Origin of the sequence: Avibacterium sp. 20-129, from assembly GCF_026226845.1 — a bacterium.
Taxonomy (GTDB): domain Bacteria; phylum Pseudomonadota; class Gammaproteobacteria; order Enterobacterales; family Pasteurellaceae; genus Avibacterium.
Genome location: NZ_JAKKOE010000001.1, coordinates 114489 through 140954, shown reverse-complemented (window position 1 = coordinate 140954; position 26466 = coordinate 114489). Strand labels below are relative to the sequence as shown.

General features: G+C 39.3%; 18 protein-coding genes and 1 pseudogene. 14 read left to right on the top strand and 5 right to left on the bottom strand.

Annotated elements, in window-relative coordinates; all coding sequences use genetic code 11:
* Positions 1 to 43: 43 nt before the first annotated feature.
* From L5B90_RS00595 to L5B90_RS00580, 4 genes are all read left to right on the top strand, one after another.
* Entirely contained in the window at positions 44 to 2680 is a 2637-nt protein-coding gene (locus L5B90_RS00595) for a TRAP transporter permease (protein WP_265761851.1), read from the top strand.
* A gap of 90 nt (positions 2681 to 2770) precedes the next feature.
* Positions 2771 to 3196, top strand: coding sequence for a universal stress protein (locus L5B90_RS00590; RefSeq protein WP_265761850.1), 426 nt, complete (start codon positions 2771 to 2773; stop codon positions 3194 to 3196).
* A 269-nt stretch (positions 3197 to 3465) separates the two neighbouring features.
* Positions 3466 to 4521 carry a factor H binding protein domain-containing protein gene (locus tag L5B90_RS00585; RefSeq protein ID WP_265761849.1) on the top strand — a complete coding sequence of 352 codons (1056 nt, stop codon included), beginning with the start codon at positions 3466 to 3468 and terminating at the stop codon, positions 4519 to 4521.
* 60 nt (positions 4522 to 4581) lie between these two features.
* Positions 4582 to 6009: a porin family protein gene (locus L5B90_RS00580; protein ID WP_265761848.1), complete on the top strand. Its 1428-nt coding sequence runs from the start codon at positions 4582 to 4584 to the stop codon at positions 6007 to 6009.
* Positions 6010 to 6065: 56 nt separating this feature from the next.
* Here the strand turns inward: L5B90_RS00580 and L5B90_RS00575 are convergent, their stop codons facing one another.
* From L5B90_RS00575 to proQ, 5 genes are all read right to left on the bottom strand, one after another.
* Entirely contained in the window at positions 6066 to 6704 is a 639-nt protein-coding gene (locus L5B90_RS00575) for an MBL fold metallo-hydrolase (RefSeq protein WP_265761847.1), read from the bottom strand.
* Between the two features lie 83 nt (positions 6705 to 6787).
* Positions 6788 to 7348, bottom strand: a complete 561-nt coding sequence (locus L5B90_RS00570) for a YcbK family protein (protein ID WP_250350129.1) — start codon at positions 7346 to 7348, stop codon at positions 6788 to 6790.
* A gap of 116 nt (positions 7349 to 7464) precedes the next feature.
* Positions 7465 to 8964 carry a L,D-transpeptidase family protein gene (locus tag L5B90_RS00565; protein ID WP_250363110.1) on the bottom strand — a complete coding sequence of 500 codons (1500 nt, stop codon included), beginning with the start codon at positions 8962 to 8964 and terminating at the stop codon, positions 7465 to 7467.
* A 66-nt stretch (positions 8965 to 9030) separates the two neighbouring features.
* Positions 9031 to 11088 carry a carboxy terminal-processing peptidase gene (prc, locus tag L5B90_RS00560; RefSeq protein ID WP_265761846.1) on the bottom strand — a complete coding sequence of 686 codons (2058 nt, stop codon included), beginning with the start codon at positions 11086 to 11088 and terminating at the stop codon, positions 9031 to 9033.
* Between the two features lie 68 nt (positions 11089 to 11156).
* Positions 11157 to 11759 carry an RNA chaperone ProQ gene (proQ, locus tag L5B90_RS00555; protein WP_265761845.1) on the bottom strand — a complete coding sequence of 201 codons (603 nt, stop codon included), beginning with the start codon at positions 11757 to 11759 and terminating at the stop codon, positions 11157 to 11159.
* 220 nt (positions 11760 to 11979) lie between these two features.
* Here proQ and L5B90_RS00550 point away from each other — a divergent pair, with 220 nt between their 5' ends.
* From L5B90_RS00550 to L5B90_RS00505, 10 genes and pseudogenes are all read left to right on the top strand, one after another.
* Positions 11980 to 13239, top strand: coding sequence for a paraquat-inducible protein A (locus L5B90_RS00550; RefSeq protein WP_265761844.1), 1260 nt, complete (start codon positions 11980 to 11982; stop codon positions 13237 to 13239).
* Complete coding sequence (locus L5B90_RS00545) at positions 13217 to 15859, top strand: PqiB family protein (protein WP_265761843.1); 2643 nt, start codon at positions 13217 to 13219, stop codon at positions 15857 to 15859. The genes L5B90_RS00550 and L5B90_RS00545 overlap by 23 nt, the downstream gene beginning before the upstream one ends.
* A gap of 90 nt (positions 15860 to 15949) precedes the next feature.
* Entirely contained in the window at positions 15950 to 17851 is a 1902-nt protein-coding gene (parE, locus tag L5B90_RS00540; RefSeq protein WP_250363114.1) for a DNA topoisomerase IV subunit B, read from the top strand.
* A 333-nt stretch (positions 17852 to 18184) separates the two neighbouring features.
* Positions 18185 to 19213 (top strand): copper-containing nitrite reductase, encoded by a 1029-nt coding sequence (gene nirK, locus L5B90_RS00535; protein ID WP_250364568.1) that lies wholly within the window; start codon positions 18185 to 18187, stop codon positions 19211 to 19213.
* A gap of 60 nt (positions 19214 to 19273) precedes the next feature.
* Positions 19274 to 21523, top strand: a complete 2250-nt coding sequence (gene parC, locus L5B90_RS00530) for a DNA topoisomerase IV subunit A (RefSeq protein WP_250363115.1) — start codon at positions 19274 to 19276, stop codon at positions 21521 to 21523.
* 342 nt (positions 21524 to 21865) lie between these two features.
* On the top strand, positions 21866 to 23410 hold the full coding sequence (locus L5B90_RS00525; RefSeq protein ID WP_250363116.1) for a YjjI family glycine radical enzyme: 1545 nt from the start codon (positions 21866 to 21868) through the stop codon (positions 23408 to 23410).
* The gene (locus L5B90_RS00520) at positions 23410 to 24207 is read left to right on the top strand and encodes a 4Fe-4S cluster-binding domain-containing protein (RefSeq protein ID WP_250363117.1); all 798 of its coding nucleotides are present in this window, start codon (positions 23410 to 23412) and stop codon (positions 24205 to 24207) included. The genes L5B90_RS00525 and L5B90_RS00520 overlap by 1 nt, the downstream gene beginning before the upstream one ends.
* Before the next feature lie 24 nt (positions 24208 to 24231).
* A complete protein-coding gene (locus tag L5B90_RS00515; RefSeq protein WP_250363118.1) occupies positions 24232 to 25482 on the top strand; it encodes a NupC/NupG family nucleoside CNT transporter in 1251 nt (416 codons plus the stop codon).
* Between the two features lie 123 nt (positions 25483 to 25605).
* On the top strand, positions 25606 to 26178 hold the full coding sequence (locus L5B90_RS00510; RefSeq protein WP_250363119.1) for an IS1595 family transposase: 573 nt from the start codon (positions 25606 to 25608) through the stop codon (positions 26176 to 26178).
* 12 nt (positions 26179 to 26190) lie between these two features.
* Positions 26191 to 26433 (top strand): annotated as a pseudogene (locus L5B90_RS00505) (transposase); the annotation flags it as partial.
* Positions 26434 to 26466: the final 33 nt, after the last annotated feature.

Genomic DNA, 26466 nt, shown 5'->3' with positions numbered 1-26466 from the left:
CCTTTTTCTGTTTTCATTATTTTAAAATTTTTCGGGAGATTTTATGTCCGAATCCACAAAAAAAATGGATTATGATGATCTGCAAGATATGGTCGCCTCCAATGATTCAGGCGGACGAAATCCTACTGGTGCAAGCAGGAAACTGATTGTTATTACCGCAATTTTATGGTCATTATTTCAATTATATTACACTTCTCCATTTCCATTTTGGCTACAAGAAGTCATACGAAATTTGGGGGTAGATGTTAATGTGGTGATCGATGATACTAAAGCACGTTCGATCCACCTTGCCTTTGCATTGTTCTTAGCCTATTTATCTTTCCCTGCGTTTGCGACTTCGCCAAAACACCGCATTCCGTTGTTAGACTGGTTTTTTGCTACGCTTGGCGCATTTTTAGGGGCATATTACATTTTCTTTTATGAAGGCTTAGTAACACGTTTTGGTGCGCCTAATACGCAAGATATTATCGCAGGCTGCCTCGGTGTATTATTACTGTTAGAGGCTTGTCGTCGTAGCCTTGGTTTACCTTTAGTGATTATTGCTAGCGTCTTTTTAGCTTATAACTATTTTGGTCAGTTTTTGCCAACGGATTGGATCATTAGCCACCGTTCAGGCTCACTTTCGCAAATGGTGAACCAGCAATGGGTAACCACTGAAGGGGTGTTTGGTGTTGCATTGGGGGTTTCTACTAAATATGTCTTCCTCTTTGTTTTATTTGGGGCATTATTAGATAAAGCAGGAGCAGGTAACTATTTTATTAAAACCGCTTTTGCTTACTTAGGTCATTTGCGTGGCGGGCCGGCTAAAGCCGCCGTGGTGTCATCAGGCTTAACTGGACTTATTTCAGGTTCATCAATTGCTAACGTCGTAACCACAGGAACGTTCACTATTCCAATGATGAAACGTGTTGGCTTTTCCGCAGAAAAAGCAGGCGCAGTAGAAGTTGCCTCTTCCGTGAATGGGCAAATTATGCCACCAGTAATGGGTGCAGCTGCTTTCTTGATGATTGAATATGTCAATATGCCTTATAGCCAACTTATCACCTATGCGGCACTACCAGCATTAATTTCTTATATTGCCTTGGTTTATATTGTGCATTTAGAAGCATTAAAAATGAACTTGCACGGTTTACCAAGAACAAATCCACCAAATCCATTCCTAATTACCTTACTAAAATTAGTGAGCACAATTCTAGCCGTCATTGTTTTAGTTATTGGTGTCAAATTTGCCTTAGGTTGGATCAAAACTATCGCACCTGAACATAGCTTTTTGATTGTTGCTATCGCATTAGCTTTAGTGTACTTAGCATTAATTCGCCGTGTTGCACAATTTCCTGATTTAGAAATAGATGATCCTAACTCACCCGTGGTAAAACTGCCTTCAGCAAAACCAACAGTAAATGCTGGGTTACATTATTTGATTCCAGTGGTCGTCCTCATTTGGTGCTTAATGGTTGAAATGCTCTCACCGGGTCTTTCTGCTTTCTGGGGAACTGTTACCTTAATGGTTATTCTCGTTACTCAACATCCGTTGCTTAACTTCTTCCGCAATAAACCGATTAGCAAAGATCAGTTTAAACAAGGTTTTCATTCGCTTGTTGATGGATTAGAAACCGGTGCGCGAAATATGATCGGGATTGGAATCGCTACCGCAACGGCAGGAATTATCGTTGGGGTGGTTTCTCTGACTGGCTTTGGCGTGCAACTTTCAGGCATTATCGAAATGCTCTCAATGGGTAACATCTTGCTTATGCTTATCCTTGTGGCAATCTTCAGCTTAATTCTTGGAATGGGCTTGCCAACCACTGCCAACTATATCGTCGTGTCATCATTAATGGCGCTGGTTATAGTCGAAGTCGGAAAACAAAATGGCTTAATCGTCCCACTGATTGCCGTACATTTATTCGTTTTTTACTTCGGCATTATGGCAGACGTAACCCCGCCTGTAGGCCTTGCTTCTTTTGCAGCCGCTGCGGTATCGGGAGGCAATCCAATAAAAACAGGGTTAGTGGCATTCTTTTATAGCTTAAGAACCGCAATCTTGCCATTCTTGTTTATCTTTAATACAGACCTGCTATTAATTGATGTGGGCTGGGCAAAAGGCATATTGGTTGCCGTGGTCTCTACCATTGCCATACTCGCCTTTACCTCTGCGACAATGAATTATTTCATCACGAAGAATAAGCTGTGGGAAACCTTTGCCTTAATTTTTGCGGCATTTATCATTTTCCGCCCGGGTTTCTTTATGGAATATATTTCCCCAACATCTTACCATATTGAACCTGTTCGCTTGGCACAAGCATTGGAAAACGTGCCAGTGAATGAAAAAATTACGGTGAAAGTCGCGGGTACCAATCCTTATGGAAAACAAATTGAGTTTTACTCTGAACTCAGTGTGCCAGACGGAAAAACAGGTGAGGAACGCCTTAACAAACTTGGTTTAACCTTACTCAATACCGATGAAACCATTGAAATTGAGGGTAAAACCACGCCAAAAGTGATTATTGATATGGTTGAAATTGATTCCCCTGCTGCCAAAGCGGGATTAAATTGGGATCAAACCTTATTAGATATTTCCTTACCGAAAGTGGCTATCGCCAAAGAATGGATGTTCATCCCCGGCTTGTTAATTATTCTCCTCGTTGGATTTAATCAACGCCGTAGAGCGAAAAAACAATAAAAAATTGACCGCACTTTGCAATTAAAGTGCGGTCAAAATTTTATAAATTTACCCAATGTAAAAACCCCAACCGAATAAAAGGATCTTATTATGTACAACAAACTGCTTATCGCCATTGATCTCAGCAATCTAAAAAGTGCGAAGTATGTCGTAGATACCGCATTACAGCTTACTAACCATAACCCCGATGCAATTTACCGTGTTGTGACGATTATTGAACCTATTGATGACAGCTTTATCTCCGCATTTTTACCGAAAAACTTTGACAAATCCGTCATCGAAGAAGCCAACAAAACCCTACACGATTTCACCAAAGCCCACTTTCCTGAAGGCTCAAAAGTACAACATATTGTCGCCCACGGCACAATTTATGAAGAAATCAACCGCATTGCCGATGAAAAAGAAGTGGATCTCATCATTATGCTCGCCAGCAGCAAACCAAACGCCAAAGGCTTAAGCAGCAACACGGTAAAAGTAGCGCGTTACGGCAAAAAACCGATTTTAATTTTGAAATAACCGCTAAAAATAAGGGTGGCACGCCACCCTTTCCGCTCAATTATTCTAAAGTGCGGTGGTTTTTATCGCATTTTTCACAAAGATCCACAAACTCTACCTCCCCCCCCCTCAAAGATCACAAATTTTCTAAAAATTTGAGCTAAGCCCTTGTTTTTTTTTTTTTTTTTTAAACTAAGAAAGTTTTGCAGTTTTTTAGAAAATCAGTTCAGTTTTTTCCTAAAAATAAACACCAAACTTTTATTTTTTCACGCAAACATAGGAGAGTTCTTATGCAACCTAATCTCAAAACAACAGCATTAGCCTTATTAATTTCTCTTAGTGCCGTGGCTTGCGGCTCATCAGGAAGTGGAAGTTCAAATACAGGCAATACGACAAATTCCACAATCTCAAAAAATACTGAAGAGGTTCGTAAAGCCGAAGAGGCTCGTAAAACTGAAGAAACCCGTAAAGCCGAAGAAGCTAGTAAAGCTGAAGAAACCCGTAAAGCCGAAGAAGCTAGTAAAGCTGAAGAGGATTATTTAGCGAAAGAAACTTATAAGAAAGATACTCTTCCTGATGAATTTAAAGATTTTGAGGATTTTTCTATTGCTAAACCTGATATAAACGAACTTCACAAAGTAAATAATCAAACATATATCCAAAATAGAGCTCAGTTTGTTGGCGAGATGATCTTAAAAGATGCGGATAATACCAAAATCACTAATGAAAATGCCCTATTCTTACCTTTAGATATTTCTGCAAATGGTTATCGTACAGACAAAGTCTATAAAGATGATGGACAATATCAGCTCCAAAAAGTTAAATTAATTGAAAAAGTGAAAGATACGGTAGATGATAGAGGTAAACCATTACAAATCCGCATTTCTCAAAAATCTTATAATTTAGAAGATGCAGGAATAGCAATGAGGCATTGGGCTTATATTGGTTATAGAAAATCAGATGACGAATATATATTAAGTTATGGTGGCGTACCAACCTTAGATAAGACTCTCGAAACAATCTCTGGACAAGCTGAATATACAGGTAGAGCTTTAGGCAGAGGGCAAGATGTTGTTCTCAACGTGAACTTTGATGATAAAACCATTGAGGGGGAAATTGGTTATGATCATTATTCATCATTTGCTCGAACTATAAAATTAGAAAAAGGAACAATTCAAACAGAAAATAATAAAATTACTTTTAGCGGAAAAACTAAAGGTAATTTTGGTGATGAGGCTGGAGAATATAAAGGTGTGTTTATGGGACAAAATGCACACCAATTAGCAGGTGAAGGGAATGTTGCTAATTCAAAATTTGTTTTCGTAGCTGAAAAAGAAGCTAATTAACTAATTATGGCTAAATAGAATAATTTATTTCTATTTAGCCTTTTTAATACTGAGAAATCTATGAAAAAAATTTTCCAATTTTCTTTCTTAATAAGTTTATCTACCTCTATTTATGGTGAATTATTAACCTCTCAAGAAATTATCCAAAATCGTTACAGTCAAAATGTTCAATCTTATCCTAAACAGGAAAATAATAGCTATACTAATAAGACAGAGATAATTTCAGAAAAAGATCTAATAAATAATTATGAATTAACTGAATATATTCTAAAATTAGCTATATCACAAAAACATAAAGAACTCATCGAAGATATTTTACTAATATATAATAAATTCCCGCAAAAGAAGACTATTTTAGTTTTATTCACTCAAGGCGTTTCTGCCAAATTACAGCAACATTATGACGTGGCGATTTCTTATTTTCGTCAAATTCTTGCCATAAATCCTAATTTAAACCCTGTAAGAATTGAACTTGCGACAACCCTATTTGCCGATCAGCAATTAACTGCTGCCAAAGAACAATTTGAGAAAGCCAAAGCTGAACCAAATTTACCAGCTAATATTGCGTATTTACTTGAGCAGTATTTGAATGCAATTGAACAACATTCTGACTGGCAAAATAACTTGAGCTTCAATTATTTGCGTGATCCTAATGTTAATAATACATCTCACACTCAAGAAATAGAAAATACAGGTTTTATAAAATCAAAAGAAATGTTACCACAATCTGCGCACGGTATCGCTTATCACTTTAATCTTTCTAAAGAATATAATTTATTTTCTAATCATTATATTTATTTTGAAAATACATTATGGGGAAAATATTATTGGGATAATAAAGATTATAACGATATTTTAAACCGCACTTATTTAGGCTATATAAATAAAAGTGCGGTGCAAAATTGGAAAATTTTGCCTTTTTATGGTCGCCGCTGGGTAGGAAAACACCGCTATCAATGGGAACAGGGATTACGCGGTGAACTTTCTCGTTGGCTTTCTCCAAATTGGCAGATTTCTACGGCACTTGAATATAGTAAGCAACGTTATTTTTCACAACTCGGCTCAAATGGTTTTAATCAGCTTGCTTCTATTACGGCATTATGGCTGCGCAATGCTCGCCAATATTTTTATACGGGTATTGATTTTAATCGTGAAAAGACGCGGGTTCGTCAATATAGTTCAGATATAAAAACGCTGCGTTTAGGCTGGGGGCAAGAATGGAGAAAAGGTATCTCTTCGCGCTTATCTTTTTCTTTTGCGAAACGCCAATACAAAGCGGAAGCCAAATTAGGTGGCATATTGCCCTTAGGGAAAATACGCTCTGACAAAATTTACCAAGCCCAATTAATGCTATGGAAGCGAGATTGGCATTTATGGGGAATTACCCCTAAATTACAATTAAGTTGGAAGAAACAAGTAAGTAATATTCCTTCTATGTATTCCTACCAAAGTAAAAATATTAATTTGTTGTTCGATAAGAGTTTCTGATATTGATACAAAAATTTAGGCATTCTTTAATGCCTAAATTTTTTACTTTGATAAAGCTACATTCCCTGCAAAAACGGATTGCTTTTCTTTTCCTTGCCAATAGTCGTGTAATTTCCGTGGCCTGCGATGATAATCATTTCATCGGGTAATGGATAGAGTTTTTCTTTAATTGAGTTCAGCAAAGTTTGGTGATCGCCACCGGGGAAATCTGTACGCCCAATGCTATTTTGGAATAATACATCACCAGTAAATGCAATATTTTTGCTATGCTCAATAAAACCAATATGCCCCGGTGTATGCCCCGGTAAATGCAACACTTCAAAATTGAAGTCCCCCACTTTAATGATTTCCCCTTCTTCATTTAACCAGCGATCAGGCAAAAAAGCGTTTGTTTCAAATAACATTCCAAAGCGTTCTGCTTGTTGTGGTAAGCCTTCAAACCAATAGCGATCGGCATCGTGCGAACCCCAAATTTCCACATTAAAATGATTTTTCAGTTTTTCTGCTGCACTGATATGATCTAAATGACCATGAGTAAGCAAAATCAATTTTAGATTTAATCCTAGTTCTTCAATCCGTTTAATGAGCTTTTCGGCTTCGCCACCGGGATCAATAATTGCGGCATTTTTTTCATCGTCCCAAATAATTGAACAATTTTGTTGAAATGCGGTAACTGGGATAATTTCAATATTCATTTTATTTCCTTTACTAAAACTGTTTAAATTGAAATAAGAAAACCGCAAACTTACTTGCGGTTTTCTATAAAAAATAGTGTAAATCAGCTTCCACGCCAAGTGCGAACAGGCCCTGTATCAATATGCACGAAATTACTTCTAGGATAATACCCTACACCACCATTATTAAGGCTTTCTGCGGCTTTTCTAACCTGCGCTAATGGCACACCATCAATACGAAAATCAATTGCTTGTCCACGAATATGGTAGCTATTACTTGCAACACCACGACTTCTTCGGTGCATTGCAGCATTACTCGCAGGCGAACGATAGCCACAAATGATCTGAATTTCTGTATTGCGCAAACCTAAATGACTTTGAATTTGGTAAAACTTATTAAATAATTTAGGATCCATTCGACGGATCTGATTATTACGTTTATCGCGTAATAAGTAATCCAACTTTTTCAGACTTGCCGTAGAGAACCCTTTTGTCGGACTAAATTCCCCTGTGAAACGATCACCCGTATTAATATTTCTAAAGTTAAGAATGCGTGGTTTCGCTGTTGATACCATTGCTAATACAGAGTTTGGTAATAACGAGATACCTAAAGTAATCCCCCCAAGGGAAAGCCATTTACGGCGTTGCTGATTAATGTCACTCATATTAATAATTCTTTACGCTAAATTTACAATTCTTTACTTTTTGACTATGCACTTTCTAATTAGTTCATAAAAAAGTAAAAAAATTTAATAAAAATCATTTTTCAATGTGCCAGGAATTACATCAAATATTTTTTTACCGCATTCCAGTTTACATAGTTTAGATTTGGTACAACATCATAACCATAAATATCTGGCAAGGTATGTAATTTCCCACCATTCATCCAAGCCGTTACATAATAAAGATAAACAGGATTGTCTGACCCGACATTGGCAGAAGTGGTTTTCTTACTACCCAGCACGTTACGCTTACGCTCATCAGACCAACCGACTTCTTTCAATAAAATACTGGCTAACTGATCAGATTGTTCAACGCGAATACAGCCTGAACTTAAGGCACGATCTTTTTTGTTAAATAAATTATGGTTTGGTGTATCGTGCAAATAAATCGCATCAGCACTTGGCATATTAAATTTATAATTGCCTAATGCACTATCCCCCGGTGCTTGGCGAATACGATAAGGGAATTTGTTGCCCATTGCTTCCCAGTTAATGGAATGCGGATCAATGATACGCCCAGAACCGTCTGTAATCGTATAACCATTACGAGCCACATAGCCCGGATCGCGTTTGATTTTTGGTACAAGATCTTCATTAATTAAACGCGTTGTGGGTGTCCAAGGTGGATTGACCACAACATTGCTTAACTTGCTGTACATCACAGGGGTTTTACGTGCTTGTTTACCTACGATAACGCGTGAATTCATCACCAGTTTACCATTACGATAATAATTAAGCTGATAACTTGGAATATTTACAAAAAGTCCATTATTAAACTCAGGCAAAATTCTTAAACGCTGCGTGTTGATCGCCAATTTATAGCGTTGATTAGGATCTATTTTTCCTGAAGAAATTAACGCTTCTAGCTGGTATAAAGTTTGACGATATAAGCTATTTTTCCCCGCAAGCTGCGCAACAAATTCAAAATGTTGATTATTTTTCACCGCACTTAACCAACGGTAAATGTCCTGATCAGTCGGTTCGGCACTTTTATACGCTGTTGGAGAATACAACCATTTCTGTGCAGATTTTAAGACATTTTGTGAATAATAAAGATAATCAAGGAAAGCGTCAGTCAGCAAAATATCATAGATCAAACGATCTTTGCCTTCAGCATTGTAAATACGATCTAAATTCTGTGCAGATTGACGAGAAATGCCACTCGCAACTAATGCTGCATACTCGCGTAAAAACTGTTTCTCCGCTTTTTTATCTTCCCATAGCAAAATATAATCATTTTGTGTATAAATTTTGGCAACGGCAGATTTAAACATTAACGGTTGTGTGCCAATAATATCCGTTAAACGCTGTTCTGAACGCTGTTGCTGTTCTGCATTTAGACGATCTTCTTCTGCTTTACGTTCTGCTGAAATTTTCTCAGCAATTGCTTTTCGTTCAAGTAAAAGCTGTTCATTGGTGAGTTTTACCGTTACAGGCATTGAAGATTGCCCAGCATTCACAACAGGAACCGGGTTTGTCGCAATAGCTGTTCCCACATAAGTACAAGACGTCCATAAAGCCGCGCATGTAGCTAACTTAAATGAAGTCGTTTTTAACATTCTAGAGTCCTTAAATATAAAAATCACAATAAAAAGTACCGCACTTATAAAAGTGCGGTGAGAAATTTAGTTATTTTTCGGCGTAACCTCTTTTTCCGAAAGAGGATGTTTTTCATCAAAATTAATGAGATCCACCGCCATTTTTTCTGCTTCTTTTAAGTAGAAATCAGGTGCTTCATAATCTTTCGGCAAATCATCCAGTTTCTTCAATGGCTTTTTGCCTTCACGTTTAAAGCGTGCATTGAGGTCTTTCAAGCGTTTTGCATCATCTTTATCATTTTCTGCTTTACGTTTTGCAAAATTCAATGATAAATATTTACGCTCACGGCGTGCATCCAATACTTTAAGATCTTCATTAAGGGCTATAAATTCAGGATCTTTTGCCATTCGAGCAATATGCGGGGCTTCTAACGCATTAACGGCTTCTCTTGCATTTCCTGCCTCTAAATAAGGGGCGGGTGGTAATTTATCCCAAGGTAATGCATTGTCCTCTTTTTCTTCACCATATTCCTTCAAATCAATGACTGAAGGGAAAGTAATATCTGGCGCAACCCCTTTCAACTGAGTACTTCCACCATTGATACGGTAGAATTTTTGAATGGTGTACTGAATAAGCCCCATTGGCGTTTCTTCTGAATCAAACACAAAATTCAATGGACGGCTTTGTTGAACCGTGCCTTTACCAAAGGTATTCTGCCCAATAATGATAGCTCGGTTATAATCTTGCATTGCCGCGGCAAAAATTTCTGACGCCGAAGCACTAAAACGATTAATCATCACCAATAATGGCCCTGAATACGCTTGCGTATTATCTGGATCTTCGTGAATACGAATACGTTGATAAGCATCTCTCACCTGAACCACTGGCCCATCGGTAATAAATAAGCCGGTCAATTCAACCACTTCTTTTAATGAACCGCCACCGTTTTCACGCAAATCAATGATCAATGCTTGTGCATTTTTCTGTTTCATTTCCACAAGCAGTTTTTTCACATCTTCCGCTAAGCCCAGATAAAAACTTGGAATTTTAATAACGGCAATTTGCTTACCTTCCACCTTTTCAACGGTTAATTTGGCAGCTTGGTCTTCTAAACGGATTTTATCTCGAATAAGGGTAACAATACGGGATTTGCCACCTTTTTCTGGTTCAATTTCTAAACGAACTTTGCTGCCTTTTTTCCCTTTGATCTTATCAATCACGTCATCTAAACGCCAACCGACAACATCTTCAATTTCCCCTTTCGCCTGCCCAACGCCTACGATTTTATCTCCCGGCTTAATTTTTTTACTGCGATCTGCTGGCGCACCAGCGACCAAGGATTTTATAATCGTGTCGCCATCTTCCGACTGTAATGTTGCCCCAATCCCTTCTAAAGAAAGATTCATACTTTCATTAAAACTTTTTGCCGTTCTTGGTGCAAGATAACTGGTATGTGGATCAATTTCACGCGCAAAGGCATTCAAATACACTTGAAGAATATCATCAGCTTTCGTTTGTGTTAAACGGCGAATCGCTAAATCATAGCGTTTGGTTAAGGTTTTCTTGATTTCACGCCAATTCTTGCCTTTGAGCTTCAAGTTAATAATGTCATTTTTAACGCGTTGCGCCCAAAGTGCATTGGCCTCTTCTTCCGTTTTTGGCCAAGCTGCATCCTTGCGTTCAATCTCAATTTGATCATCTGTGCTGAGATTTGGCTCTTTATCTAAAAGAGATAAGGCATATTTATAACGTTCATAACGGCGTTTCATCATTCGATCGTACATCGCAAACGCCATATCTAGCTTACCTTGGTTAAGCTGATCGTCTAGCTTATCGCCATAGTTAGCGCGCATTTCTGCTACATCTGAAGCCAAGAACGTATTACGGTTAAAATCTAAATTTTTTAAATAGCGATCAAAAATCTTTTGCGAAAAGTCATCATCTAACTGAAACTTACGATAATGAGATTGGGTTAAACGCGTTGCAACGCGCTTTGTTACCAACTGGTTCGTTTCAGTTGGTTCTGGAATGACAATATCTGCCGCCTTCAATTTAGGGGCAACAGCAACGGCAAGATCCGCATTAACAAATAAGGCACTTAGCAGCAAACCGGCTAAGTAGCCTTTTCTTTTATTAAATTTCATTCAAATGTCCTAATCAAAGTAAATATCACAATGATGACTTCTTTACTTAACTCGATAAATAACGAGAATTATGCAAATAAGCGCTCTGCGGTGACAGAGATTGTTAAACCATTTTCAAGTTCAACACGTACATTGTCTTTCACCACTTCTAAAACCACGGCACGCTTTGTGCTATTTCCTGCTTTGACTTTTACTGTCGCCCCTTGCGTTAAAGTAGCAAGATCTACTGCAACTAAATTAGGTCTATTCGTTTTTTTGCCATTCGCTTTGCTAATATTTGAACGAGCTGGCTTTTTATTGGTTTTTGGGTTTGCCGCACGTTCCGCAGCACGTTTTTCCGCTACTTTTGCTTTGCTTTCCGCCAATTTTTGTGCGGCGTGTTCTGCGTGTTCTTTTTCTAATACGCCTGCAGGATTACCTTGCAAATCAACGCGTTCAGCCCCCTCTTTACAAGCATATAAATAACGCCAACCTGCTGTATATAAACGCAATGCTTGACGCAATTGGGTTTTGCTCACTTTTTCATCATCAGCAAGGGCTTCGGCTAAATCTTGGAAAATCCCGATTTTTAACGGTCTTGCCTCACCTTCAAGGAAAAAACAGCGCGGAAACTTTTCCGCAAGGTAAGCAATAATTTCTTTGTTATTTGTTAATTTCTGCACTTCTGTCATTGTGTAATCTCACATACCACTAATTTTGAATAAAAAAATCTGCGCTATTCTAGCTTAAATTAGAAGAAAATGGCAATTTTTTGATCGAGTTTTACCTGATACTTCAATAAAAAACAAAGTGCGGTACTTTTTGCCTAAATTTTCCGTAAAAAATCACCGCACTTTGAAAACTATTTAAATCCATATAAAATAGCGATTTTATTTTCACTTATCGTATTTAATGACTAAACCGTTAAACAGCACAGATTACGCCAAACAGCATATTGCACGTTGTTCTCATTGCGATGCAACGGTGTCTGTGCCAACATTGAAAGCGAGCGAATATGCAGAATGTCCTCGCTGTGATGAAGTACTATATTCGGGCAGCCGTTGGAGTTTACATCGTTGCTCAATGATTGCGCTATCTATGTTGATTTTAATGCCTTTTGCCTTGAACTATCCTTTATTGAGTATTGATTTACTGGGTACACGGGTAGAGGCATCAATATGGCAAGGGGTATGGAAAATGGCAACGGAAGGCTATCCATATACGGCATTTTTAATTTTTCTTTGTGCCGTATTTATGCCCATTTCTTTTGCGATTTTGGTTATTTTACTTCGTCTTTCACAAATATTCGGCATTAAGCCGCGTAATATTTTACTCGCGTTGGGATACATTAAACCTTGGGTGATGTTTGATGTGTATTTGGTTGCCTTAGGGGTAACAATGTTTAAAGTACGAGAATACGCCACGCTTAGCCTTGATATTTATTTAATTGCCTTTATTTTCACCGCACTTTTAACTACTCTGCTCTTTATTAAGCTCAATCTTAATGCATTATGGAATGATTTTTATCCACAAGACAGATTTTTAACTGCAATGCCCAAGAAACCACCTTGCGTGTGTTTGGAATGTCATTATACTTTTACCGAACCTTATCAAGATAGCAAACATCGTAAGCGTTGCCCGCGTTGCCTCACCATCACGGAAGTTTCTGCAAATATTAGGTTGCAACGCACTTGGGCAACCTTAATTGCGGGGATTATTATGCTTTTCCCTGCTAATTTATTGCCTATGTCGGTGGTTTATGTCAATGGCGCACCAAGTGCGGATACCTTGATGTCTGGGGTAATAACGTTTATTGAAATGGGCAGTTACTTTGTGGCGTTCGTTGTCTTTTCAGCCAGTATTTTTATCCCAATCAGTAAAGTTTTTATTTTGCTTTATCTCTTAATTTGTGTACATTTCAATATTCACCAATCTATAAAATGGCAAATGCGTCTGTTTCATCTCGTGCATTTTGTTGGACGTTGGTCGATGTTAGATTTATTCGTACTCGCCTTGATGATGTCCCTTGTTGCTCGTGGACAGATTATTAATTTTTCCGTTGGTCCTGCTGCGTTCTATTTTGGTGCAGCCGTATTTTTAACAATGATTTCAGCTTCACAGTTTGACAGTCGTTTACTTTGGAAAATTTATGACAGAAAAAAACAAAAATAGTATTGAAGAAAATTATCAACAGGTACAAGCCACTATTCATAAAAATAAACGGATTTCACCTTTTTGGTTGTTGCCGTTTATTGCCTTATGTATTGGGGCGATTCTGTTCTTTCAAATAATACAAGAACAAGGGATTAGTATCAAAATTACCTTTGATAATGGCGATGGTTTAGTCGCAGGGAAAACGCAAATTCGCTATCAAGGTTTGCAGATCGGTGTGGTAAAAAAGGTGAATTTCACAGATGATCTGAAAAAAGTCGAAGTCGCTGCAAGTATCTACCCCGAAGCTAAAACGGTCTTACGCCAAAACACCAAATTTTGGTTAGTTCGCCCAAGTGCTTCTTTAGCCGGTATTTCAGGTATTGATGCGCTGGTTTCTGGCAACTACATAACTCTACAACCCGGTGATGGTGAATCAGAAGATGAATTTGTGGCAGAAGATGAAGGGCCGATAGCTCAAGTTACTGAAGGCGATTTGCTTATTCATTTACTTGCTGATGACTTAGGCTCGATCTCTATTGGCGCCTCTGTCTATTTCAAAAAAATGCCCGTAGGGAAAATTTATGATTACCGTTTCACAAAAGATCAAAAGAAAATTGAAATTGATGTTGTGATCGATAAGCCTTATACGCAATTTGTAAAAAAAGACAGCCATTTCTGGAACATCAGTGGGATTAACGCCAATATTGGTATGTCTGGCATTAATGTCAAGGTAGATAGTTTGAACGCGGTTGTTCAAGGTGCGGTGGCATTTGATTCCCCACAAAATAGCCCTCAAGCGGAAAATAATACCAGTTACCGATTATATGCCAACTTACAAGCAGCCAAACGTGGCATTGAAATTAATATCACTATGCCAAATATAGCGGGATTAAAAGCAGGTAAAACCGCTGTATATTCACAAGATGCACAAATCGGTTTACTTTCTGAGTTAAGTACGGTGGAAAATAATGAGAAAATTTTACAGGGCAAATTACTTATTGATCCTAGTGCTGAAAATTTATTCAAAACTAACACCGAAATAGTATTACGCAACACAAAATTTAGTTTAAATGAACTCTCAGATCCGCAAAAATTATTACGGGGCGAATATTTTGATGTCGTCAGTGGTAGCGGTGAAAAACAGACGCAATTTAATGTCATCAAAGAGAATGAGCTTTTACTTAAACAACCTGATACGCTGGTGCTAACCTTAACTGCACCAGAAACCTATAATATTAGTGAAGGGCAACAAATTTATTATAATAATTTTGCCATTGGTGAAATTGTGAGCCAATCTATCGAACAAGATAATGTGCATTTTAACATTGCTATTGCAAGTAAATACCGCCATTTAATCCATCCAGATACGCTGTTTATTGCTGCCTCGAATTTTGAAGTGAGCCTTGGCGCTGATGGGATAAAAATGCAAGCAGCTACGCCAGAAAAATGGCTTCAAGGTGGTATTCGTATTGTTGCGGGTCATCAATCTGGAAAATTGCCTGAAAGTTTTCCTTTATACCGTGATCTCAGCAATGCAGAAGCGGGGATTGTGAGCAATGATCTCACCCCAACGATTACCTTAACTACCTCACAACTACCGAGTATTGATAAAGGCTCTCTTGTGCTTTATCGCCAATATGAAGTGGGTAAAATTCTGGCCATTCATCCGAAAAAAGATCATTTTGATGTCGATGTCTTCATTTATCCTAAAAATCGTGATCTACTGACCAATAAAAGCCTATTCTGGGTGGAAAGTGCTGCGCAGGTGGATATTACGCCAAAAGGAATCAGTATCCAAGCAACGCCTATTGCACGCACTCTAAAAGGGGCAATTAGCTTTGATAACAGCGGTTCAGGGAATAAAATTCTTTATCCAAATGAAATGCGTGCCAAATCCGCTGGACAAATCATTAAGCTCACTGCAAGTGATGCCACAAATCTAAGCAAAGGAATGCCATTACGTTATATGGGCTTAACCATTGGTGAAGTGGATCACATCGAGCTTTCCGCAGATCGCAAAATCATTGCCACCGCATTGATTAATCCCCAATATATGGCAATGATTGCGAAAGAAAACAGTAAATTCCGTCTCATTTCACCACAAATTTCCGCCGGTGGCATTGAAAATTTAGACAGTTTATTACAACCTTATATTGATGTCGAAGCGGGTAGCGGAAAAATACGCAATCAATTTCGTTTAACACAATCCGTGCCAACAACCAATAAATATGGTGATGGTTTCCCATTAATTTTAGAAACCAAAGATGCAATGAATATCACCGTGGGTTCACCTGTTATGTATCGAGGGGTTGAAGTGGGTACAATTCGCAATTTGGAATTGAATTCCATTGGTGATCGAGTATTAGTGCATATTGTCATTGCCAATAAGCATAAATCTCTCGTGCGTCAAAATTCTGAGTTTTGGATCGCCTCAGGCTATGGTATGGAATTAGGTTTCACTGGGCTATCTATTAATACAGGATCAATGCAACAATTGTTAAAAGGTGGCATTGCATTCTCTACCCCATCAGGCACGGTGGTGCAACCCCAAGCAAAAGCTAACCAACATTTCTTATTACAAGAAAAACGCCCTAAAGAGGCAATAAACTGGAATTTAGGCGTTTTAGGTAACGAATAAAAAAAGCAAAAAAACCAACCGCACTTTTGTATCAGTTGGTTTTTTTGCTAAACTTTTAGCAATTTTTATTATTAAATTACGGAAAACCCAATGACAACGAATTATTCCGCCAATGAAATTACCGTTTTAAAAGATCTCGAGCCCGTTCAACTGCGTCCCGGAATGTACACGGATACCACTCGCCCAAACCACTTAGGGCAAGAAGTCATTGATAATAGTGTTGATGAAGCACTTGCTGGCTATGCCACAAAAATCGAAGTGATTTTACATAAAGACCAATCCCTTGAAGTGATTGATAATGGACGTGGAATGCCGGTGGATATTCACCCTAGCGAAGGGGTTTCTGGTGTTGAAGTAATCCTTACTAAATTGCACGCGGGAGGAAAGTTCTCTAATAAAAACTATACCTTCTCTGGCGGTTTGCACGGCGTGGGAATTTCTGTGGTGAATGCACTTTCTGACCGTGTGGATATTCAAATTAAACGTAACGGACAGGTCTATAAAATCGCCTTTGAAAATGGTGTAAAAGTCCAAGAATTAGAGGTAATTGGCACTTGTGGACGCCGTACAACTGGCACGACTGTGCATTTCAAGCCTAACCCAAAATATTTTGATAGCAGTAACTTCTCTGTTAGCCGTTTACGCCATTTATTACGTGCCAAAGCGGTTCTCTGTTCGGGATTAGAAATTCGCTTTATTGATAAAATAAACGGCACAGAAGATGTTTGGCTGTATCAAGACGGTTTATCCGATTACTTAACAGAAAACGTAGAAGGCTATACCACACTCCCCGCCTCGCCTTTTGTTGGAAATTTTGAAACAGAAAAAGAAACCGCAAGTTGGGCATTAATCTGGTTACCTGAAGGCGGTGATTTATTAGGTGAAAGTTATGTAAACTTAATTCCCACCATTCAAGGCGGAACGCACGTTAATGGCTTACGCCAAGGGTTGCTCGATGCAATGCGTGAATTTTGCGAATTTCGCAATTTATTACCAAGAGGGCTTAAACTTACCGCCGATGATATTTGGGATCGCTGTGCTTATGTGCTTTCTATCAAAATGCAAGATCCGCAATTTGCAGGACAAACGAAAGAACGTCTATCTTCCCGTCAAAGTGCCGTTTTCGTCAGCGGTGTGGTAAAAGATGCGTTTAGTTTATGGCTCAACCAAAATGTACAAGAAGCGGAAGAACTGGCCAAAATGGCGATTAGCTCTGCTGAACGGCGGTTACGAGCAGCGAAAAAAGTGGTGCGCAAAAAACAAGTGAGCGGTCCAGCCCTTCCGGGGAAATTAGCAGATTGTAGCTCACAAGATTTAGCCTTAACTGAATTATTCTTAGTTGAAGGAGACTCTGCTGGCGGCTCAGCAAAACAAGCGCGAGATCGTGAATATCAAGCCATTCTACCGCTTAGGGGGAAAATTCTAAATACTTGGGAAGTCTCCGCCGATCAAGTTCTTGGTTCGCAAGAAGTCCACGATATTGCTGTGGCATTGGGAATTGATCCAGACAATAGCGATCTTTCTCAGTTACGTTATGGCAAGGTTTGTATTCTAGCCGATGCGGATTCTGACGGCTTGCATATTGCTACCCTACTCTGCGCCCTGTTCTTACGCCATTTCCCGAAACTGGTGGCAGAAGGCCACGTTTATGTGGCAATGCCACCACTTTATCGCATTGACATCGGTAATGAAGTTTATTACGCCCTTGATGAAGGGGAAAAAGAAGGGATTTTAGATCGCCTCAAAAATAAGAAAGGGAAAATCAATGTACAGCGTTTTAAAGGGTTAGGGGAAATGAACCCAAGCCAGTTGCGGGAAACCACAATGGATCCCAATACACGTCGCTTAGTACAGCTCACCTTTGATCAAGAGAATGAGCAAAACCAAACAGAAACCTTTGAATTAATGGATATGTTGTTAGCTAAAAAACGCGCAGAAGATCGCAAAAGCTGGCTACAATCCAAAGGTGATCAAGTTGATCTTAGCGTATAAGGAATCGCGATGAAAAAAACCATTTTCGCATTATTATGCACCGCACTTTTTACCAATATTTCGTTTGCATTTGCCGCCAATGAAATCAATACGGCAAGCACATCTTCATCAATCAAGCAAGCACAACAGGCAGAAAAAAATGCAGATGATGCCACAAGCACAGCACAAAACGCACAATTACAGCATTCCCTTACGCAGTTGCAACAGGCAATGCAAGAAGTGGCAAAAAATATGCAAAGTGCGGTAGAAAATTCAGCTGAAAATTTAACCACCACAGTACAAAATGTGGTACAAGAATCTTTGCTTGATTTTACTCAAACTTTAAAGAACAGTATTAAGCAAAATGCCCCTTTATCCGCAGAGCAAAAGCAAAATTCCACCTCATTACCTGTAATTGAAGCAGAACTCACTACCGCACCGAATGTCCCCGCCCCAATTACACGCGATTACCCAGCACGGGTGGTGGTAAAACTAGAAGCGTTAGAAAAAATTATGGAAATTATGCCTAAGGTTCAATTCAAATATTGGACCTATAATGGCTCAACCCCCGCCCCTTTTATCCGTGTGCGTGAGGGCGATACGGTGGAAGTTCATTTATCCAACCCAATCAATGCCAAACTACCACATAGCATTGATTTTCATTCTTCGGCTGCTCCTGAAGGCACCGCATTAGCAAGCAACACGGCACCGGGACATACCAGCATTTATCAGTTCAAAGTGCTATCGCCCGGGCTTTATCTTTATCACTGCGCAGCAATGCCGGGCGCGCCAACACACATTGGTAAAGGAATGTTTGGTTTAATGCTCGTTGAGCCTAAAGCTGGTTTACCCCCTGTCGATAAAGAATTTTATATTGTCCAAAACGAATTTTATACGCAAGGGGAATTTGGCGAAGCGGGCTTACAGGTTTTTAGTATGCAAAAAGCAAGCTATGAACTCCCTGATTATGTGGTCTTTAACGGACATTACGGTTCGATGCTTGGGGATAACGCCTTAAAAGCAAAAGTGGGCGAAAAACTACGTTTTTATGTAGGTAACGCCGGCCCTAATAAGGTTTCTTCCTTTCATTTGATTGGTAAACCTTTTGATACCGTGTATGTGGAAGGCGGTTCATTACAAAATCACAATGTGCAAACCACCTTGATTCCTGCTGGTGGCGCAATGATGGCGGAAACGACGATTCCCGTACCCGGCCTCTATCCTTTCGTGGATCATTCCATTTTCCGTACAGAAAAAGGGGCAAAAGGGGTATTAATAGTCAGTGGAGAGGAAAATCCACAAATTTTCAGTGGAAAATTAAAAGACGAACCTTATCACGAGCGTAACCCCGATGCGGATGTTTCCACTGGATTTAAACATTAAAAAATAACCCAAAATTACACCGCACTTTAATTTTAACGAATATAAGAGAAAAACAACGTTATGGCAGAAATTAATTACGAAGGCATTGAGCAAATGCCACTGCAAAACTTCACCGAAAGTGCCTATTTAAATTATTCAATGTATGTGATTATGGATCGTGCATTGCCCTTTATTGGTGATGGATTAAAACCTGTGCAACGCCGTATTGTGTATGCGATGTCGGAATTGGGACTCAATGCCAGCGCGAAATATAAAAAATCTGCACGTACTGTCGGGGACGTATTAGGTAAATTCCATCCGCACGGCGATACCGCTTGTTATGAAGCAATGGTGCTGATGGCACAACCTTTTTCTTATCGTTACCCGCTCGTCGATGGGCAAGGAAACTGGGGCGCGCCCGATGATCCGAAATCGTTCGCAGCGATGCGTTATACCGAATCACGTCTGTCTAAAATTTCTGAAATCCTGTTAGGTGAACTTGGACAAGGGACAGTGGAATTTCAACCCAATTTTGATGGAACATTAGAAGAACCACAGTATTTACCCGCACGTTTACCGCATATTTTGCTCAATGGCACAACAGGCATTGCGGTGGGAATGGCAACCGATATTCCACCACATAATCTGAATGAAGTTGCCGAAGCCGCAATAATGCTACTTGATAATCCCAACGCGGATTTAGATGAAATAATGACCGTATTACAAGGTCCTGATTATCCAACGGAAGCGGAAATTATTTCCAGCAAAGCAGATATCCGAAAAATTTATGAGCAAGGGCGTGGCTCAATTAAAATGCGTGCCGTGTGGAAAAAAGAAGACGGTGAGATTGTCATCACAGCGTTACCACATCAAGCCTCTCCATCGAAAATCATTAGCCAAATTGCCGAGCAAATGACCGCTAAAAAATTGCCTATGGTTGAAGATATTCGTGATGAAGCCGATCATAATAACCCAATTCGAATCGTGCTTGTTCCGCGTTCTAATCGAGTAGATTGTGATGTCTTAATGGATCACCTTTTTGCCACAACCGATTTAGAAAAAAGCTATCGTGTTAATATGAATATGATTGGCTTGGACAACAAACCTGCTGTCAAAAATCTGTTACAAATTCTTACTGAATGGCTTAGTTTCCGTCGTAGCACCGTCACAAAACGCTTACAACATCGTTTAGATAAGGTGCTAAATCGCTTACATATTTTACAAGGTTTGATGATTGCCTTTTTAAATATTGATGAGGTGATTGCCATTATCCGTAATGAAGATAAGCCGAAACAAGAACTGATGGCTCGTTTTGATTTAACCGATGAACAAGCCGAAGCCATTTTAAATTTACGCTTACGCCAATTAGCCAAATTGGAAGAACACGAACTACAAGCTGAACAGGATAAATTAGCGCAAGAGCGGTTGAATTTAGAACAGATTTTAGCTTCAGAACGTCGCTTAAATACATTAATTAAAAAAGAAATTCAACAAGATGCCAAAACCTTTGCCAGCCCTCGCCTTTCACCCATTATAGAGCGTGCTGAAGCCAAAGCCATTGCAGAAAATGAAATGATCCCAGCCGAACCTGTTACGGTAATTTTATCGCAAATGGGTTGGGTGCGTTGTGCAAAAGGACACGATATTGACGCCCAGAACCTCAGCTATAAAGCAGGTGATAGCTACCTTGCTCACGCTTATGGGAAAAGTAATCAGCCTGTTGTATTTCTTGATAGCACAGGACGTAGCTATGCGCTTGATCCGCTGTCTTTACCTTCTGCACGCTCACAAGGCGAACCGCTAACAGGTAAACTGACCTTACCCGCAGGTGCAAGCGTTTGCCAAGTATTAATGGAAAATGAGGATCAAAAACTCTTAATGGCTTCTGATGCGGGTTATGGATTTATTTGTCAATTTAGTGATTTAGTGGCTCGAAATAAAGCAGGGAAGGCATTAATTTCACTTCCTGAAAACGCGCAAGTACTACCACCTTTAACCTTACAGGCACATCAACAACTACTCGTTGCATTAACTTCAGCAGGACGAATGTTGATTTTCCCTGTGCAAGATTTACCTGAATTATCCAAAGGAAAAGGCAACAAAATTATTTCTATTCCTGCGACAAATGCGAAAGATCGTTCTGAATTATTGGTGCGATTATTACTCATTTCTGAGCAAGCTAACTTGGTCTTCCACTCAGGCAAACGTAAAATCACCCTTAAAGCGGAAGATTTACAACGTTTCCGTGCTGAACGTGGACGCAAAGGAAGCCAACTTCCAAGAGGATTGCACAGCAATGCAGAAATTGAAGTGCTTGAGCCAAATCAATAAGCTATCATTATTTATATTTGAGTAACTAACGCACAGCCTACGGCAAATCAAGCCAATGCAATGTTATTTCAACATCACGCGATCCGCTATTCAGAGCTGAACCTATTTTTTGTTCAGCTCTTTTCTAGTCGTTTAAAATGAAAATAAGACAAGGCAACAGCGACCACGCTGTACAAATGGTACATAAGGGGCTGTCCACACCGCCTTATTTTTATTTGAAATAACGCTATTTTTAACTATCTACATTATTCCTCAAGTCTGTGATCTAAATCACGGTAATGCGTCCTTTCCTTAGGTAGAATGATTGCCAACTGAGCATAAATTTTATACAAGGAGCAACCCATGCAAGCCTCACTACAAGATATTCTCGATGTGGTTAAAGCGAAAAACCTCACTTATCATCAAAAATTAATGAGCTTAGGCAATATTGCTGAGCGATTATTTAACCCCATTGATTTATTAGGTTACACCGAAGAAGAATGGGAATACATTCAAAATCATATGATTTGTGATTTATGTGAGGGTTATGCTATTTATCGTCCGCGTTATATTTTGCCTGATTATAATGTGTATATTCAAAAAGGCTGTAAATTCCTTGACTTACCTCCACCCAAAGATCTTGATGAAGTGCTAGATGGATTGCTTATTCTCTATTCCCACGTTCCTTCTATTACCACTTACCCTGTTTATATTGGCCGTTTAGATACGTTGCTCGAGCCATTCATTACTGATGAAAAACAAGATTATATTAAAATTAAACGTTTCTTAAACCATATTGATAAAACTATTGCGGATTCATTCTGCCACGCCAATATTGGTCCTTATGATACTAAAGCGGGGCGTTTAATTTTACAGGCTGTCATTGAGTTAGAAAACACCACGCCGAATATGACGATTCGCTATGACAAACAAAAAACCTCTCGTGAATTTGCAGAACTTGCAGCGAAAGCCTGTTTATTAGTCTCAAAACCGTCTTTTGCCAATGACGCTTACTACATTGAAGATCTAGGTGAACAATATGGTATCGCAAGTTGTTATAATGCACTGCCTGAATGTGGTGGTGCTTATACACTCACTCGCTTGAGATTAGGCACGATTGGGCGTGCTTGTTCAAGTGTAGATGAAATGGTGAACGAATTGTTACCTAAAGTAGCAAAACTCGCCCTTTCCACAATGGATAAACGGCATAAATTCTTGATCGAAGAAAGCAATTTCTTTGAAAGTAGCTTCTTGGCACAAGAAGAATTTATCAAACGTGAAAACTTCACGAGTATGATTGCGATTGTTGGACTAGCCGATGCAGTGAACCATCTTTTACAACAAGAAGGTATCAATGAAACCTTTGGGCAAAGCCAACGTGGTGATGAAATTGCCACATTAATTATGGATAAATTACAAGCAGTGAATAATGCTCATAAAGGGCTTTATGTGGAACGTACTCATCAGCATTATTTACTACACGCACAAGTCGGGGCAAGCAATCACGAAGAAGACAAAATGAATACCCCAGCACACCGTATTCGCGTGGGTGAAGAGCCTACTTTGCTTGCGCATTTAAAACAATCTGCCCCATTCCATAAATATTTCCCATCGGGAACAGGTGATCTTTTTGCATTCGATCAAACCTATACCGATCATTTAGATGCGGTTGTCGATATCATCGAAGGAGCATTTGCACTAGGCTATCGTTATATTACAACTTATCTGAAAAATACCGATCTCATTCGCGTAACGGGCTACTTAGTGAAGAAAAGTGAGGTTGAACGCTATCGCAAAGGCGAAGCAGTATTACGCGACACCACTTGGTATGGTGCAGGAACAGACGATTGTGCGAATGTCTTTGATCGCCAATTACGTGATGAAGAAAACGTAACATCGAATTCATAATGGTTACACATGCTACCCTATCAACTATCTATGTGCCTCTACATCGGATCATTCCCTTTTCCAATGTAGAGGGGCAAGGTAATCGCACCAGTATTTTTTTACAAGGGTGTAAATTAAATTGCCTTTATTGCCACAACCCTGAAACAATTCCAAGAAAGAACACTGAAGTGAAATTAGTTAGCTTGCAATATTTGTATGATCAAGTAATGGATGCAGTGCCTTTTATTCGTGGGGTTACCGTTTCTGGCGGGGAACCCACCATTCATCATAAAAAATTGATTCCCTTATTTCAGGCTTTACGCCAACAAGGTCTAACCTGTTATCTTGATAGTAGTGGCTTCTTTGATTATGACAGCACCCAAGCCTTAATTGCCGTAACGGATAAATTTCTCTTTGACCTAAAAGGTGATGGCTTAGGATTGCAAACACTCTGCTTTGAACGGCGAAATCAGCAAGGCAAGGTGCCAAATCAAATTATCCCCACAACGCAACATATCAAAACAGAAAATCTCACCCGAAATTGGCAAAATCTTGCCAAATTATTACCGCACTCAAAAATTGAAGAAGTGCGGTTGGTTTTTATCAAAGATTTTTTTGATGCCTATCGCTTAGTGGAAAAAGCAGCACAGCTATTGCGAGATTATCCCGATGTATTATTCAAAATCATTCGCGTGCATAGCAAAGGCGCAAGAGACGAGGCTGGTTTAACCCCTTTTATTCCTACGATAGAAGAAACCGAGGCACTGGCAGAATTTGCCAAACAATGCGGCATACAAAAAATGACTACGATTATCTAAATTCATTCATCAAGGAGCGTAACTATGGATCTCATTATCAGTATTGTCGGGATTTTCGTCCTGCTTGGCATTGGATTGCTGTTTTCCAACAATCGCAAAGCCATTAATTTTCGCACTATTTTCGGTGCATTAGCCATACAAATCGGCTTTGCTGCACTCATTTTATATGTTCCCGCTGGAAGAAATGCTCTACTTAGCACCGCTGAAGGCGTGAGCAAAGTCATTAATTACGGTAATGAAGGGATTGCATTCCTTTTTGGTAACCTTGCTGATCCAAGCAATATCGGCTTTATTTTTGCCTTCAAAGTGCTACCGATTATTGTTTTCTTCTCTGCATTAATTTCTGTATTGTACTACATCGGTGTGATGCAATGGGTGATCAAAATTATTGGCGGCGGCTTGCAAAAAGCACTCGGCACCTCCAAAGCAGAATCAATGTCTGCGGCAGCCAATATTTTTGTTGGACAAACGGAAGCCCCACTGGTTGTGAAACCATTTATTAGTCGAATGACTGAATCCGAACTCTTTACTGTGATGGTAGGCGGAACGGCTTCCATCGCTGGATCGGTATTAGCCGGCTATGCAGGAATGGGCGTACCACTTACCTACTTAATCGCCGCCTCATTTATGGCAGCCCCTGCTGGATTATTGTTTGCTAAATTGATGTATCCACAAACAGAAAAATTCAGCGATAGATTAGAAGAAAACGTCAAAACAGACAAACCCAATAATATTGTGGAAGCCCTTGCAAATGGTGCTGCATCAGGGGTAACGCTCGCTATTAATGTAGGGGGAATGTTGATTGCTTTTATTGCCTCCATTGCATTATTAAATGGCTTAATCGGCGGTATCGGTGGCTGGTTTGGCTATGGCGATCTGACCTTACAAAGCCTACTCGGTTATTTATTCCAACCTATTGCTTTTATTATTGGCGTACCTTGGCAAGATGCTGAAATCGCAGGGCAAATGATCGGAATGAAATTAGCTGTCAATGAATTTGTTGGTTATCTAGAATTTGCCCAATATCTACAACCTGATGCTGTCGTTCAGCTTAGTGATAAAACCAAAGCCATTATCACCTTTGCCTTATGTGGTTTTGCTAACTTCAGCGCAATTGCCGTGCTAATTGGTGGCATTGGCAGTATGGCACCAACCCGCCGCTCAGATATTGCACGCCTCGGCTTAAAAGCAGTAATTGCAGGCACACTAGCCAATTTAATGAGCGCAACAATTGCAGGAATATTTATTGATTTAAGTGGTGCGGTGTTGGGATAACGTTGGTACATTAACTAATAATTTAAGAGGCTGTATTAGATTAGCATATGTTAGTCTATAAAAATGAAGATAACTCATTGTAAACTCAAGAAATCTATATAGAAAAAACAGCTAGAATTTTTTGTGCTTGAAGTGACGGCTCGTTCAGCAGCAAATTTACTGGAAATTAACCCTAATTCAGCCGCCCTCTTTTATCGCAAAATCAGGGAGGTGATTAGCAACCATTTAGCCCAAGATGCCAATGAAATTTTTGCTGGTGAAATCGAGCTTGATGAAAGCGATTTTATCGGGAAAAAAAGAAAAAAGGGGCGAGGTGCTAAGGATAAAACAGCTGTTTTTGGAATGCTGAAGCGAGAAGGAAAAGTCTATACGGTTATTGTTGAAAACACTAAGGCTAACACCTTACTCCCTGTAATTAAAAGGAAAATTATGCCTGATAGCGTTGTTTATACCGATTACTATCACAGCTACGATGTGCTAGATATAAGCGAATTTAAGCACGTCAGAATTAATCATTCAACGCATTTCGCAGAAGCAAAAAATCACATTAATGGGATTGAAAATTTCTGGAATCAGGCTAAACGAGTACTAAGAAAATATAACAAAATTGACAAGAAATCTTTTCCGTTATTCTTGAAAGAATGTGAATTTCGGTTTAACTTTGGGACACCAAAAAAACAGCTAAAAACACTATGACTTTGGTGTGGAATATTGAAAAAACACGGGATTAAGCAAAGTATGTCGAGAAAAGGCAATTGTCTTGATAATGGCGCGATGGAAAGCTTTTTCGGGCGATTGAAGACGGAATGTTACTTTGGCAAACGGTTTGAGACCTTTGAACAGCTTGAAAAAGTGATTTACGAGTACATTCATTACTACAAGAATGAGCGTATTCAAGTGAAGCTAAAAGGACTAAGCCCCGTGAAATACAGAACTCAGCCCTTGAATTAAAATAGAGTCTAACTTTTTGGGGGCAGATCACTT